The sequence below is a fragment of the Pseudoalteromonas sp. SCSIO 43201 genome (genome assembly GCF_023716725.1).
Classification (GTDB): domain Bacteria; phylum Pseudomonadota; class Gammaproteobacteria; order Enterobacterales; family Alteromonadaceae; genus Pseudoalteromonas; species Pseudoalteromonas peptidolytica.
On record NZ_CP072683.1, the window covers coordinates 949,003 to 963,745 of the forward strand.

The following is a 14,743-nucleotide window of genomic DNA, read 5'->3' on the forward strand; positions in this document are numbered from 1 at the left end:
CGGAGTTAGAGTTTAATAAAGGCTTAATTGTTCCCTCAATAGGCAAATTAATCTGTGACTAATTGTGCGGAAATATGTTTTAGCAAGGTGAGTTCACGTAAAACGGACATCCCTTTGTTATTTGCATCATTGAGTTTTGCTTCGTTATGCGCGATGGCTTGGTTTATATTGATCCACACCGGTTTCATACCATTGGCGTGTTCATAATCCTCCATGGTAGGGGTATCAAATTCGCCACAAATCTCACAAACATAGCAATAAGAGATTATATGTATATTGTCATGATCGGTTTTATACCAAGGGCGGTACTCCTCATAGCGGCCAAACGGCGTCACCCCTGTGATGGATACTGCACCCGTTTCTTCTTTTAGCTCGCGCTCCAATGCTGCTTCTAAGCTTTCACCCTCGTCGACGCCACCACCTGGTAGGGTGTAATCGTCATAACGCTTGGTGTAAAGCAGTAAAATATCACTACCCCTAAGGACGATAGCGCGAGCGGTTTTTCTGGTAAAACAAGTACCCTGAAGTGGAATGGCTGGAGTAGTATTAAGGTTCTGCATGGGGTTTAACTTCAATCTAGATAATTAAGGATAGTGTGATAAGGCGATACGCTAAGCCTCAGCGTATCGCGATTGGATGGTCTAAAATGGTGCTGGATACGCTTTGAATACAGTATCAATCTCTGCTAAGGCTTCTGCACACAAGGGAGTTTCAAACGCGTGAATATTTTCTTTAAGTTGTGCCATGGTCGTAGCGCCAATTATGGTTGAAGTCACGCCATCGACTTGGTTGCACCATGCCAGTGCCAGCTGAGCCGAGGTCATATTGAATTCGTTGGCAATGTCTACATATTTAGCAACGGCTTCTTGAGCTAATTGCGTGTCTCTGAATAAGCCCTGTCGTTGTACCAAAGTCCAGCGGCTGCCTTCGGGTCTTGCGCCGCCTAAATACTTACCACTTAGCATTCCGCTGGCAAGCGGTGACCAAGGTAAATAGGCAATATCTTCGTTCACACAGCTCTCAATGAGGTATGGCCAATCCTTTGCGTGTAACAAGCTAAATTCATTTTGAATAGAGACAGGCTTTGGCAAATTGTGTTGTTTGGCCAAGTTAAGATAGGTGTGAATTCCCCATGGCGTATCATCTGAAAGACCCCAATGGTTAATTTTTCCGGCTTGAATACATGTTGCTAGCCCCTCTAAAATATCTAACATCCCATCACGTTCTTCATCACTGTTAAGAGCTGTGAGTGGCAACATACCAGGCCATTGCTTACCAAAGTGCGGGGAGGTGCGATTTGGCCAGTGTAACTGATACAGGTCTATGTAGTCGGTATTTAGGCGCGCTAAAGAATCGTCTACGGCTTGGATCACGGCCTTACCTGTAATGGCATTACCTTCACGGATCCAGGGTAAGCCAGCACCTGCAATTTTTGTTGCAACAACGAGCTTCTCGCGCTTTTCTTGATGGCGTTTTAGCCAGTTACCTATGATAGCCTCGGTTTTACCATAGGTATCTGGTGAAGGGGGAACTGCATACATTTCAGCGGTATCAATGAAGTTAATACCACGGCTTAGTGCATAATTGATCTGCTCGTCGGCATCATGCTGGTTGTTTTGTACGCCCCAAGTCATGCTTCCAAGACAAATGCGTGAAACTTCAAGTGGGCTACTACCAAGTCGTGAGTACTTCATGCAGGCTCCTGATTAATTACTGAATGATTAAATATAGCCAAAGTAACGGATCTAGTGCTTTGAACTGTATTGATATTGTTAGCATTATCTCTGTTTTGCAGTGCAACTTGCAACAGACATCCACACAAGTATAGTCCAGATCATTGTGACCTATGTTCAAGATTGCAACAGTTGCAAAATTAGCACATAATAAACACTGTTTATTTAGACAGTGTTTTGGCGTGCGTAAATTTATTCATATTGATATGGACGCGTTCTACGCCTCGGTAGAAATGCGTGATAATCCAGAGCTTGCAAAAGTACCTATGGCTATCGGTGGACGAAGTCATCGTGGGGTACTATCGACGGCAAACTATATTGCCCGGCAATATGGAGTGCGCTCTGCTATGTCGAATTATCAAGCGAAAAAACTCTGCCCGCAGCTAGTCATAGTCCCTGGAAGAATGGACGTATACAAAGCAATTTCACAGCAAATTCGAGCTATCTTTTCTCGCTATACGCCGCTTATTGAGCCATTGTCTTTGGATGAAGCTTATCTTGATGTGACGGACTGCGAGCTATGTTGTGGTAGTGCGACCCTTATTGCTGAACAAATTCGAGCAGACATATTCAAAGAAACAGGTTTAACCGCTTCTGCAGGGATAGCACCGATTAAGTTTTTGGCTAAAATTGCCAGCGATGAAAACAAACCCAATGGTCAGTGCGTTATTCCCCCTCACCAAGTAAGCGCTTTTATTGATGCGTTACCGCTTAAAAAGATCCCTGGTGTAGGCAAAGTGACGCAACAGAAGCTTCTTGCGATGGGGCTTGAATATGGGAGTGATGTTAAAGCGCTATCTGAAGCGCAATTACGCCAGTCATTTGGTAAGTTTGGCACTGTGTTGTGGCGACGCTGCCAAGGCATAGATGAGCGCCGGGTTGAGACTGACCGGGTGCGTAAGTCTGTGGGGGTTGAGACTACTTTTGCAGAAGACACGCTCGACCTAGCTACGCTTAAGCAGGTCATCACAGAAAAGCTCTTGCCAGAGCTTACACGCCGAGCACAGCCTTATCTAACGCGTGGATTTAACAAGCTTGGTGTGAAAGTGAAATTTTACGATTTCACCCAGACTACAAAAGAGTGCCAATATCAACATATTGATCTGGCCATTTTTGAAGAGCTGCTGGTGGAAGCCATGTCACGGCAAAAATTTAAACCAGTTCGTCTGATAGGGTTGCATATTGGTTTAAATGAAAAGCCGGGTGATCAAGCACAGCTTGGGCTTTTTGATGGTTAGACTAAAAGATAACTGCAAATAATTTATTTTATGCTAGCTTCGAAGTTGTCGTGGAACAAACTAATCACGCAATGTGCGTTTAATTAAAACAACAACAAGAGGTAAGCATTATGCAATCCATAATGATCGTACTTTTCGGCATTATAGGGATGTTATTTGGATGGTTTGTCTATTCCAAATTTATTGCTGAAAAAATCTTTAAAATGGATGACAACTTTGTCACGCCAGCTCATGAATTGGAAGATGGTGTTGACTATGTACCGACGAATAAAGTGGTACTATGGGGGCATCACTTTACTTCAGTCGCAGGTGCGGCACCAATTGTTGGTCCTGCTATTGCTGTTTATTGGGGCTGGGTGCCAGCGGTGCTTTGGGTTGTATTTGGCACTATATTTTTTGCTGGTGTTCATGATATGGGCGCGCTATGGGCAAGTGCTCGCCATAAAGGTAAATCGATGGGGGCGCTGTCTGAAAGCGTCATCGGTAAGCGTACTCGTTCATTGTTTATGATAGTGGTCTTCCTTGTACTGCTCATGGTTAATGCAGTATTCGGCGTGGTGATTGCAAACTCTTTTGTGGGTAATCCTAATGCGGTATTCCCAGCTTGGTCGGCTATTGTTGTAGCGCTTATCATCGGTCAATTGCTAAAACGAAAAGTGCCGCTCGTGCCGCTGTGTATTATCGGAGTTATTGTGCTCTACGCGACCATTTATATGGGCAGTAGTATGCCGATTACCTTACCAACCGAAATGTTTGGCCTCGGTGATAAAGCAAACTGGATCATCATTTTATTTATGTATGCAGCGGTGGCATCATTACTACCTGTGTGGATGTTATTACAGCCACGTGATTTTATTAATGGTATGCAGTTGCTGGTTGGCTTGGTTTTATTATATGGAGCGGTGTTTGTGGTGATGCCAGATATTACTGCACCGGCATTTAATACCCATACGGTCGAAAATACCCCTAGCATTATCCCGCTTCTATTCGTAACGATTGCCTGTGGTGCGGTATCTGGCTTCCACGGAATTGTCTCCTCAGGAACGAGTTCTAAACAACTAGACAAAGAAAAAGATGGCCGTTTTGTAGGTTACTTAGGAGCAGTTGGTGAAGGCTCATTAGCACTGATCACTTTGGTCGCCGTGAGTGGTGTGATGCTCGCAGTATCGCCAGAAGAGTGGCACGAAATTTATAGTCACCTTGGTGCCGGTAGCGTATCAGCCTTCATTAATGGTGGCTCAAACCTTATTAGTACGGGTTGGGGGTTACCAGTTGAAATCGCATCGACGCTACTTGCGGTTATGGTTGTTCTTTTTGCAGGCACGACGATGGACTCTGGCGTTAGGCTACAGCGCTATATTATCCAAGAGTGGGGCGAGATCTATAACATCAAGTTCTTGAACAACAGTATTGTCGCAACTTTATTTGCTGTAGGGTGTTGCTTGTTACTTGCCTTTGGCGCTGGTGGTGCATCGGGTAGTGGTGGTATGGTGATTTGGCCGCTGTTTGGTTCGACTAACCAAATCTTGGCAAGCTTAACTCTGCTGGTTATCTCAGTGTACCTTATCAAATTAGGGCGTCCCGCCAAGTACACTTTAATCCCAATGGTGTTCGTACTGGTAATGGCGTTCTTTGCTGGTGTGATCAAGCTAGGGGAATACTATCAAAAAGGCAACTGGCTGTTGGTTGTGCTTGACGTTATCGTGCTGGTGGTCAGTATTTTGGTGATGTTAGAAGCTTGGTCGGTGATAAGCAAAACTAAAGCAAAACCAGATGAAGCCCGTGATATGTCGTAGTTCCCTTGGAACTTACTCATAAATCACCTATAGTCGGCCCTAATTCTAATATAGAAAAGGGCCGTTTTTATGTCTTTTCCAATTGCATTACCTTGCAACACCTTATTTGAAAGCGATGCTGATGCTATCGTTGTTGTTACTCATGATATCCAAAATCTCGGCAGTGCACAGCTTGACGAAGTTGCGGCGCCATTTTTAGCCGTTGATGCACGTATTGCTCAAAAGGCAAGCTTACTTGTTTCAGACAAAGTGCCGGGCAACCGTTTAGTGATTGCACCAACTGGGCCACTTGATAGAGATTATGATGATGTGCGCCGTTTCTTTGAGGCAGCAAAAGCCGGCATTTTAGAAGCAAAAGCAGCAGGTGCTGTAAAACCTGTGCTTGCTGTTGTTAATGTGCCTGCCGATGCTCGTTACGAAAATGCTCGTGCTGTAAGCTTTTTAGGTGCATGCCAAGGTTTATGGCAGCCATTAGAAGCTCGTGAGTACCGTGGCGATGCAATTGAGCCAATCGAGGCGATTTATGTTTTTGAAGCATCAGCACAAAGCTGCGATCAACTGAGCGCAATCGCGGCTGGTCAGTATGCTGCACGCGATTTATGTGGTACCGAGCCTGAGCGCATGGCACCGCCACGTTTTGCTGATTACTGCGTTGAGCTGTTCCAAGGTTCTGCGGTAAGCGTTGAGGTTATCGCTGATCGTAAAATTATGGATGAGCAGTATCCTTTACTCAGTACTGTGGCGCGTGCGTCTTACGCCGTTGAACGCCATCACCCTCGTGTTGTAAAAATGGCATACGAGCCTGAAGGTGATGTTGAGCGTACTCTTATTTTTGTTGGTAAAGGTCTTGTTTACGATACCGGTGGTGCCGACCTTAAAGTAGGTGGCTTTATGGCAGGCATGAGCCGAGATAAAGGTGGTGCGGCTTCAGTGGTTGGTTTTATGGAAGCGGTTGCTAAGTATCAGCCAAAAGGTGTTAAAGTGATTGCATATCTTGCAGTGGTTCGTAACTCGATTGGATCTGATTGTTTCGTACCAGATGAAATTATTGAGAGCAGGGAAGGGGTTCGCGTTCGTATTGGTAATACCGACGCTGAAGGTCGCTTGGCAATGGGCGACTTGCTCAGCGAGGCAAAAGATTTAGCATTGGGTGAGAAAAACCCTGAGATCTTTACGGTTGCAACACTGACAGGTCATGCAGCACGCGCTATGGGTCCTTACAGTGCTTACGTTGAAAATGGTCCTGCACGAGCAGCACACGTATCTCGTAAGATTGCAGATATGGGTGACCTGTGGGCTGACTGTGCGGAAGTGTCCCGCAGCCGACGCGAAGATTATGATTTTGTCCAACCACGCACCCTGGCAGACGATGTACTATCGAGCAACAACGCACCATCGGCCGTGACAGCTCGTGGTCACCAATTCCCAATGGCATTTTTGGCAATTGTTGGTGGTTTAGACAAGCATGGCTGTAACGCCGAGTTGCCAATTCCGTATGTACATATGGATATTGCAGGTAGTGGTGTTGAAGGCGGAGACTGGCAGCATGGCAAGCCAACTGCTGCAACCGTAGCAAGCTTATTTGCAAGGTATTGTATTTAATACCAATTGAATTAATTCTCTAATCAATTTGAAGGGTGAAATAGCATATTAGCTTCGTTAAAAATTTCTCATTTAGAACAACTAAATAGCAAAATTTTTGCCTTGCCTATATGGATATAGGTACCTTAGCGGTAGCAGGACGCGAGAGTGGTGCTACTAAAGCTATTTTCCCGCTTCAAGATAGACCATTTACTTAATACAACTGGTATAAGATTGATAAAAGGGAAGCATTGCAGCTTCCCTTTTTGGTTGGGTCAAATTAAAGAGAAGATTATTTGGGATCTAGCCCTCTGCGCTTTAAAAGCGCTGCAGTCGTCGGCTCTTTTCCGCGGAATGCTTTGTAAGAGTCCATTACAGGTCTTGAGTTACCAACTGATAAAATATGTTTACGATATTTTTCGCCATTTTCAAGTTTAAGGCCACCGAGCTTTTGCACGTATGCATAGGCGTCGGCTGCTAATATTTCACTCCACATATAGGCATAGTAACCAGCAGAATAGCCGCCTCCCATAGAGTGCGCAAAAAATGCTGATTTATAACGCGGTGGAACGTAATCGAGGGCGACTCCATGCTTTTCCAGTGCCGCTTGTTCAAATTCATTGATATCAGTGGGAGCATGCTCGGGGGAAATTGTATGCCACTCCATATCTAAGAGCGCAGATGCCATGTACTCCAAGGTATCGTAGCCCATATTAAAAGTTCGTGAGCGGATCACTTTATCAAGCAGTGTGTTTGGGATGGGCTCGCCGGTTTGGTAATGCTTTGCATAGTTACTGATAACTTCAGGATGTGCAGCCCAGTCTTCCTCAAAGGTTGAGGGAAACTCAACAAAGTCACGAGAAACAGCGGTTCCAGCAAGGCTCGGATATTTTACGTCAGAAAACATCCCGTGTAAGCCATGTCCCATTTCGTGAAACATAGTTGTCACTTCATTGTAGCTCACAAAGGTTGGCTCACCATCAGGTGCCTTTGCAATATTCATGACATTGATAACCACAGGCTTTTGGTTTAATAACTCAGATTGCCCTACAAATGAATTCATCCAAGCTCCACCACGTTTACCTTCTCTTGCAAAATAGTCGGCAAAGAATATCGCGAGACTTTCACCATTGTTATCGAATAGTTCATAAGCCTTAACGTCTGGATGATATACAGGTAAGTCAGGGCGAGCTTTGAAACTTACGCCGTACAACTTATTCATGGTATAAAAAACACCATTTTCTAAGACGTTATTAAATTCGAAGTACTTTTTCACTTCTGTTTCGTCTAGGTCATAACGAGATTGACGAACTTTTTCAGCGTAGTATGCCCAGTCCCAAGGTTTGATGTCGAACGAGTGCCCTTCGCTTTGAATAAGCGTTTTAATATCTGCTGCTTCCTTTTCCACGTTGGAAACAACGGCCGGCACCATGCTACCAAGCATGTCGTAAACTGCTTTAGGGTTTCCAGCCATTTGCTTTTCTAGGCCGTAGTCTGCCCAGCTTTTATACCCTAACAGCGCTGCTTTTTCAGCCCTTAACTGTGCCAGTCGGATGATAATCTGAGTATTGTCATTATCACCTGACTGAGCACGATAAGCAGAAGCTTGCCAAATCTGTTGCCTAAGTGCTCGGTTGGTTAAAGACGCTAAAATAGGTTGACGAGTTGTGTTGGTAATACCTATTAAGTGCTTATCTTTATGTCCTGCTGCTTCAGCCGCGCGTTTAGTGGCAAGAATTTGTCTTTCTGTTAAACCGTCCAATGCGGCTTTATCATCAACAATCACTGATATGGCAGACGTTTCTGCTAATAGGTTTTGTGAAAACTGGGTAGTTAGAGATGAATGTTCTTCATTGATTTTGCGAATTTTCTCCTTATCTTCAGCACTTAGTTTTGCGCCAGCTCGCACAAAGTTGGTGTAGTAAACATCCAATAAACGCTTTGATTCTGAGTCCAGTTCGAGTGAGTTACGATTATCATAAAGCGACTTTATACGGCCAAATAATGCGGCGTTCAAATTGATGTTATCGCGGTGTTCTGCGAGCATTGGGGCTAGTTCTTTTTGTAATTGACGACGCTTTACCGAGCTATCTGTGCCTATTAAGTTAAAAAATACACTACTGGTTCGCTTTAGCAGTGCACCACTTTTTTCCATTGCAACTAAGGTGTTTTCAAACGTAGGCGTTGCTGGGTTGCTTGCTATTCTTTCGACTTCTTCAAGGTGTTCTGCCATTCCTAATGTAAATGCTGGCATAAAATGCTCATCCTTTATTTTATCAAACATTGGAGTTTGATAGGTCAAGGTGCTGACATTGAGTAATGGATTTATATAAGCTGTTTCTGCAGAGACGGCAGATGTCATCTCAGTTGAATAATTAGAGCAACCTGAGACAAACAGTGTGGAGTAAATCGCAGCTGCGATGACAGTCTTTTTCATAAACATTCTTCTTGTATTGCTTATTATGTTATAATATATCAGCTTCTTGTGTTTTATATTGCAACTTATCGCATAATAATGGTGTTATAACGATTTTCAGTTTTACGTTCCGTTTGTTTGCGTAGCCTAAACGTAGAGTAGTAAATGCCTTCCTAGCCGTTAACTTTGATTCTGACTACGTTCAAATCTACTTCTAATACGTATACTTACTCTTGCTAGCGGGCGAAATTACCGCTTCAATCGCCTAGCGGAGCTACTTCTAAAATTCTCAGATAAGACAAGGTAACTCTAAAATAGCGGTTAGCTTTTTGTGTATCCAAGCCTAAAGTGAGACAAGAGATTATCCGCACAACTGATGTGTTGGAAATTTATGATCAACGACGACTGCATTGTGAGCATGTAAACTTTCTTGATGCTCTACCCTAAACCAGTAATCTATAAATTGAGGGCATGTTTCTAAAAATTGCTTGACTCTGCGCGCAGCATCTTCGCAAAACATTAAATTTTCTGCATTTAGCTTCGCAAATGCCTGTTCATCTTCGCGTTTTACCGCAGTTTGAACTGGCGTGCCAATGGTTTGTTCTAGCGCTTTTATAAGGTTTGGAATGAGGGGTAACATCCGTTCTGTTAGTTTTACTGTTACGTAAGCGAAAGAACGCTGGCTATGAGGTGTGGCAATGCTCCCTTTTAGAGAGGTTATCCACGTCATTAGTTCGTGTTTTGAAATCATCTCATGGGAAAACTGTTCTTCGATCTCTTCACTTAATGCTTGTCTAGAAAGTGCCGCTGAACAAGGGCAGGTACTTGAATAGGCAATAGTAAGTGACAACTCATAGCTAAGCTCTGAGTTTATATACTCACAATTAAGCGTGATAGGGTAACTTTGATAGCCGAATTGATCGCTCAACAATGCTGGTTTATCTATGGTTACTTCAAACTGTAACTCAAGTTTGGCTGCTTTGCTCAATCCTTGCTGAGATTGAACCGATTCTTTTAATAACGCTTCAATCGTTTTAATATTCAAAGGAGTCGTACTTAGTATCTCTCTCAAGCGAATGTATAACCGGGACATATGGATCCCTTTCGCCTCAGGTTTATCAAGGCTAACAAAAATATTTGCAAGAGCGTTAACCCTTTGGTAAGAGGTGCTTGATATTTCTACTTCTAAAGGTATGGCAATTTTTTCCATACCGACCCACTTTAGCGGTAAAGCTGTTTTTGCAAGCTGCCCAGAGGCAACATCAGGTAAAGATACTGTCATAGTCATTTCCGGTGAGGTTTCTAGGGCCTGTTGATCTTTGCTGTTTGATTTTTGTTCTCCTGAGTGTGTTTTGGTCGCGACGCTCGACTTGCCGCCTAGTAATCTATGCAAAAGTTGAGCAACAATGAACAAAGCGCACTCAGCTGAACCCAAAGGGCAGCGCTTGATTAGCATTTCTACTGTGTTCTCGCCTGACTCACATAGAATAACTATGCTACGCAGGCTCTGTCTTGTACAAATACCAATCAAACTGCTGCAAAAACAAACTTGAAAGGTAAACATGCCCTAGCGATTAAAAATTAGTGGCATAGCGGCTTTGGGTGTATTAAGCGGTTGTTGGCCGTCATAAACGAGACTGCCATTCACCCAAGTTTTTAAAACTTTAGCTGAAAAACGGTGACCGTCGAATGGGGTCCAGCCACAGTGATAGTGTGTTTTCTGATGGCAAGTGAGCGTTTCTTGATGAGGGTTCACGAGCACTAAGTCAGCATAGTATCCTTCACGAATAAAGCCTCTATCTACAATGTGATACCTTAACGCTGGATTATGTGCCACCTTCTCAACGAGTTGCTCTATAGATAAACGCTGATGATGCACATGGTCGAGCAAGCTTAACAATGCATGTTCAACTAAAGGCAAACCCGCAGGTGCTTGCTGGTAGGGGAGTTGCTTTTCTTGCCAAGTATGAGGCGCGTGATCAGTAGCAATAATATCTATTTGATTATTACGCACTGCTGCTAACAAAGCATCACGATCGCTTTTCGCTTTAATCGCTGGGTTGCATTTTATTAGGTTACCCTGCAGTGCATAATCTTCTTGACTGAACCACAAATGATGAACACATGCTTCTGCCGTAATATGTTTGTCGCGAATATCGCCTGAAGGGAATAAGCTCAATTCTTTTTCTGTTGTGATATGCAGTACATGTAAATCGCTACGATATTGTTTCGCTAAAGATACAGCGTACGAAGAGGATGAATAACACGCTTCGACGTCACGAATGATGGGGTGATCTTGAATTGTTAAACTGCCACTGCGTCCGATGCACATGGATAAATTCTTTTCAATCACTCTTCCATCTTCACAGTGGGTGACAATTAGGGTGGGACTTTCTCTGAAAATTGCGTCGAGAGCTTGTGGATGCTCAACGAGTAGATCGCCTGTTGATGCCCCCATAAAAACTTTAACACCGCAGTACTTCTTCGCATCTAAACGTTTTATTTGTTCTAAATTATCTTCGGTTGCCCCTAAGTAAAAACTATAGTTTGCCAGCGAACTTCTAGACGCAATCGCGTATTTCTGTTCAAGAGCTTCAATGGTTGTAGTCGCAGGGCTTACGTTTGGCATTTCCATATAGCTGGTGATACCACCTGTCACAGCAGCTCTGGATTCTGAGGCTATATTCCCCTTCTGTGTTAAGCCGGGCTCACGGAAATGTACTTGGTCGTCTATCATTCCAGGGAGTAGAAAATAACCTGTCGCATCGACAATATAGTCATTTGACTGTGCCGTTATTGAACTTTCAATTTTATTTATTCTGTTATCAACGATAAGTACATCACATTCTTGTGATTGATTCTCGTTGACCACAATTGCATTTTTTATCAGTGTGCTTTTCATATTGTAGGGACCTATTTGTCAAGTTTGGCTTTGCAAAGGTTACATAAGCCAGGCAACTCTAAGCGTGCATTTGCAGCTGAAAATCCAGTGCTTTCTACCGCTTTAAATAGATGCTTGGCAGCCTCTTGAACAGAATCTATTTCTTCTATTTGATGGCAGGATTTGCAGACTAAGATCACGGATAGATGGTGATGGCACGCACCATCTAGACTCTTACAGGCTATATATTTATTTGCAGAATGGATCCGGTGTGCCAGATTGACTGATTCTAAGAATTCAAGAATGCGGTACACGGACATTGCTAGAATAGGAGAGTTGGTGCTTTTATTGTATTTGTCAGTAAGTTCATACGCTGATAGCGGCTCGACTGTTTGCAATAATATTTCAAGCACGCCCTGTCGTTTTTCAGTTAAACGCAGCCCTAACGATTGGCATTTTGCTTGAGCCTGTTTGAGAATAAAATTTCGTTGAGTTTTGTTCACGGCAATGACGACATAATTCATTCAACTATTGATACAATATAACATATCAATCATAATTGATACAATATAACATTTATTGGAGTCGTTATGTCTAAACTATCAACAATATCCTTGCTCGTTGCTGCACTGTTACCACCAAGCCTTGTAGCAAAGTCCGTAGAAGGTACAGTCGTCAATAAAGCTGGTAAAGGGATTGCAAATGCATCAATTGAGGTCGAAGGAACTGATATTCGCGTACTCACAGATAACAATGGTCATTTTCAAATTTCGGGCGTTGGGCTTGGAAATAAACAAATCCATGTAAGAGCACCTGGTTTTGCTCACCTGCATAAGGCGCTCACTCTGGATCAAGGTGGCGTTAAAAACGCAATGCTAATGTTAAATCGTTCTCCAATAGAAGTTATAGATATTGTTGCTACCCCTGTACATATGTCGGCGATGGAATCGGCAGTTCCAGTTAGTGTTTTGTCAGGTGAAACATTGCGTCGACAGCAAACCGCTACACTAGGGGATAGCTTAGAAAAACTGCCTGGCGTCAATACAAATTTTCACGCCAAAGTAGCGAGTACACCAATTATTCGAGGTTTGAGTGGCCCGCGAGTGTTGGTGACGCAAAATGGATTAGATGTCAGTGACGTATCTAGGGTTGGTCCTGATCACTCAGTCGCCTCCGAAGCCTCAACGGCTCAACAAATCGAGGTGTTGCGAGGACCTGCAACTCTTTTTTATGGTAGCGGTGCGATTGGAGGAGTGGTTAACGTCGTCGATACAAGAGTTCCAACCGATAATACAACTCGCGGAGAATGGAATCTGGAAAGTAATTCTGTTGATGACCAAAATACAGCCTCGTTTAATGCGACATCGGGTATTGGTTCTGTGGCCTTATATGTTGATGCATTCTGGCGAGAATCTAATGATTACGAAGTACCTGTTCCTGCTGAAATTCATGAGCATAGTGAAGGGAATGACAATGATGAACATCACTATAAAGTAGCAAATAGTGCTGAAGAGTCTGATGGTTTTACTGTTGGCTCAAGTTACTTATTTGATCAAGGTTATGTCGGTGTGGCTGTTGAGAAATTTAACCGCAAATACGGCATTCCGGGGCATACGCATGGTGATGAAGAAGCACATAATGAGGCTGAAGAGCAGGTTTTTGCCGACTTAACACAAACAAAAGTGCAACTATTAAGCGAGTACAAGTTTAACAAAGGTTGGCTTGATAAAGTGAATGTGCGTGCTGGTTTTACAGAGTATGAACATGCTGAAGTTGAGCACGGCATGGTTGGAACAACATTTAAGAATGATACCAATGAGTTAAAAGTTGATTTACTACATCAGCCTCTGTCCGCTTGGACTGGTGGCGTAAGCTTACATTACAAACACAGTGATGTTGAAGCTCAAGGTAGTGAGGCGTTTACGCCGCCATCTGATACCCAAACACTTGCGATAGGAGTAATGGAGGAAAGGCGATTTGGTGATTTTTTAGTGCAGTTAGGTGGTCGTATTGAGCAAGTGGAGATCACCGCAAGTAATGTGCCTTTACCGAGTATTGATGCCCACTCGCACGATACTGAAATGCATGACCACATCGGTCACGATTCAGAAGCAACAAAGATATATGCGGTTGAGCACCAGTTTACTCCTATCAGTTTATCTTCGGGTCTTGTATGGGGCTTTGCGCAAAATTATAACCTTGGGTTATCTGTTTCACACTCTGAACGAGCTCCTTCTTCATCGGAGTTATTTTCCTTTGGTCCGCACATAGGAACTAGCACTTATGAAGTTGGTGCTTTGTTTAAAATGGATGAGTACGGTCATTTCGAACTCGATGAGAAAGGTATAGCGCTAGAAAAGTCGCACAATATTGATATTACAGTGCGAAAAACCCAAGGTGATATAGGCTTTATTTTTAATGCTTTTTACAACCAAGTAGATAACTACTACTATCAAATAGAAACTGGGTTTTACGCCGAGAACGGCCATAGTCACGACCACGACCACGACCACGACCACGACCACGACCACAATCATGAACATGAGCACGATCATGCTTCCGAATTACCGATTTATTTATTCAAGACAGATGATGTGGTTTTGCACGGTTTTGAAGCGCAAGTTGCTTGGCAATTGACCGACGAGTTGAAAGTTGATGTTTTCTCAGACTTTGTGCGCGCCAGATTAGAAGAAGGCGGCGATTTACCTCGTACACCACCTCTGCGCTTTGGGTCGCAGTTTAGTTATCAGACGGATAACCTCAGTGCACATATCCATATTACTCGATATCAAGAGCAGGACCGGATTGCACCAGAAGAAACCACGACCGACGGTTATACCCTAGTTGATGCTAGCATCTCTTATGATCTTTCGATGTTAAATCAAGATCTCTCTATTTATCTTAGAGGGAGCAATCTGACGGATACAGAAGCTCGAGTACATAGCTCATTTTTAAAAGATATTGGTCCTCGTCCGGGTCGCAGTTTTGCACTTGGTATTCGCGGCTATTTTTAAGAGTCTCAATCATTATGTACCTGTTAGCTAAAGCCATACAGGTACATAAGTCACTGAGTTATGCAACAACATAGATTTTAACTA

The 14,743-nt window shown here is 43.4% G+C and carries 10 protein-coding genes; 4 read left to right on the forward strand and 6 right to left on the reverse strand.

All coding sequences use genetic code 11. The features are described from left to right. Positions 1–47: 47 nt before the first annotated feature. The gene (locus J8Z24_RS04040; protein ID WP_252095316.1) at positions 48–560 is read right to left on the reverse strand and encodes an NUDIX hydrolase; all 513 of its coding nucleotides are present in this window, start codon (positions 558–560) and stop codon (positions 48–50) included. Positions 561–641: 81 nt separating this feature from the next. Further along, positions 642–1,694 carry an aldo/keto reductase gene (locus J8Z24_RS04045; protein ID WP_125250466.1) on the reverse strand — a complete coding sequence of 351 codons (1,053 nt, stop codon included), beginning with the start codon at positions 1,692–1,694 and terminating at the stop codon, positions 642–644. A 221-nt stretch (positions 1,695–1,915) separates the two neighbouring features. On the opposite strand from J8Z24_RS04045, the gene dinB reads away from it, so the two are divergent. From dinB to J8Z24_RS04060, 3 genes are all read left to right on the forward strand, one after another. After that, on the forward strand, positions 1,916–2,971 hold the full coding sequence (gene dinB, locus J8Z24_RS04050) for a DNA polymerase IV (RefSeq protein WP_444980666.1): 1,056 nt from the start codon (positions 1,916–1,918) through the stop codon (positions 2,969–2,971). A gap of 110 nt (positions 2,972–3,081) precedes the next feature. Next, positions 3,082–4,767 (forward strand): carbon starvation CstA family protein, encoded by a 1,686-nt coding sequence (locus tag J8Z24_RS04055; protein ID WP_252095318.1) that lies wholly within the window; start codon positions 3,082–3,084, stop codon positions 4,765–4,767. A 69-nt stretch (positions 4,768–4,836) separates the two neighbouring features. Further along, on the forward strand, positions 4,837–6,369 hold the full coding sequence (locus tag J8Z24_RS04060; RefSeq protein WP_176033845.1) for a M17 family metallopeptidase: 1,533 nt from the start codon (positions 4,837–4,839) through the stop codon (positions 6,367–6,369). Positions 6,370–6,640: 271 nt separating this feature from the next. Here the strand turns inward: J8Z24_RS04060 and J8Z24_RS04065 are convergent, their stop codons facing one another. The 4 genes from J8Z24_RS04065 to J8Z24_RS04080 form a co-directional block, all read right to left on the reverse strand. Further along, positions 6,641–8,785, reverse strand: coding sequence for a M3 family metallopeptidase (locus tag J8Z24_RS04065; protein WP_252095319.1), 2,145 nt, complete (start codon positions 8,783–8,785; stop codon positions 6,641–6,643). Between the two features lie 340 nt (positions 8,786–9,125). Next, positions 9,126–10,046 (reverse strand): GTP cyclohydrolase FolE2, encoded by a 921-nt coding sequence (gene folE2, locus J8Z24_RS04070; protein ID WP_252095320.1) that lies wholly within the window; start codon positions 10,044–10,046, stop codon positions 9,126–9,128. A gap of 285 nt (positions 10,047–10,331) precedes the next feature. After that, positions 10,332–11,666 (reverse strand): dihydroorotase, encoded by a 1,335-nt coding sequence (locus tag J8Z24_RS04075; RefSeq protein WP_252095321.1) that lies wholly within the window; start codon positions 11,664–11,666, stop codon positions 10,332–10,334. 11 nt (positions 11,667–11,677) lie between these two features. Next, a complete protein-coding gene (locus J8Z24_RS04080) occupies positions 11,678–12,169 on the reverse strand; it encodes a Fur family transcriptional regulator (RefSeq protein WP_147390289.1) in 492 nt (163 codons plus the stop codon). A gap of 66 nt (positions 12,170–12,235) precedes the next feature. Here J8Z24_RS04080 and J8Z24_RS04085 point away from each other — a divergent pair, with 66 nt between their 5' ends. Continuing rightward, positions 12,236–14,659, forward strand: coding sequence for a TonB-dependent receptor (locus J8Z24_RS04085; RefSeq protein WP_252095322.1), 2,424 nt, complete (start codon positions 12,236–12,238; stop codon positions 14,657–14,659). The last annotated feature ends 84 nt before the right edge of the window (positions 14,660–14,743 follow it).

What these genes read in the sequence shown, in the direction of transcription:
- J8Z24_RS04085 (WP_252095322.1), top strand. Translation starts at nt 12,236, where the DNA reads ATGTCTAAACTATCAACAATATCCTTGCTCGTTGCTGCACTGTTACCA.
- J8Z24_RS04075 (WP_252095321.1), bottom strand. Translation starts at nt 11,666, where the DNA reads ATGAAAAGCACACTGATAAAAAATGCAATTGTGGTCAACGAGAATCAA.
- J8Z24_RS04065 (WP_252095319.1), bottom strand. Translation starts at nt 8,785, where the DNA reads ATGAAAAAGACTGTCATCGCAGCTGCGATTTACTCCACACTGTTTGTC.
- J8Z24_RS04060 (WP_176033845.1), top strand. Translation starts at nt 4,837, where the DNA reads ATGTCTTTTCCAATTGCATTACCTTGCAACACCTTATTTGAAAGCGAT.
- J8Z24_RS04080 (WP_147390289.1), bottom strand. Translation starts at nt 12,169, where the DNA reads ATGAATTATGTCGTCATTGCCGTGAACAAAACTCAACGAAATTTTATT.
- J8Z24_RS04055 (WP_252095318.1), top strand. Translation starts at nt 3,082, where the DNA reads ATGCAATCCATAATGATCGTACTTTTCGGCATTATAGGGATGTTATTT.
- folE2 (WP_252095320.1), bottom strand. Translation starts at nt 10,046, where the DNA reads ATGACAGTATCTTTACCTGATGTTGCCTCTGGGCAGCTTGCAAAAACA.
- J8Z24_RS04040 (WP_252095316.1), bottom strand. Translation starts at nt 560, where the DNA reads ATGCAGAACCTTAATACTACTCCAGCCATTCCACTTCAGGGTACTTGT.
- J8Z24_RS04045 (WP_125250466.1), bottom strand. Translation starts at nt 1,694, where the DNA reads ATGAAGTACTCACGACTTGGTAGTAGCCCACTTGAAGTTTCACGCATT.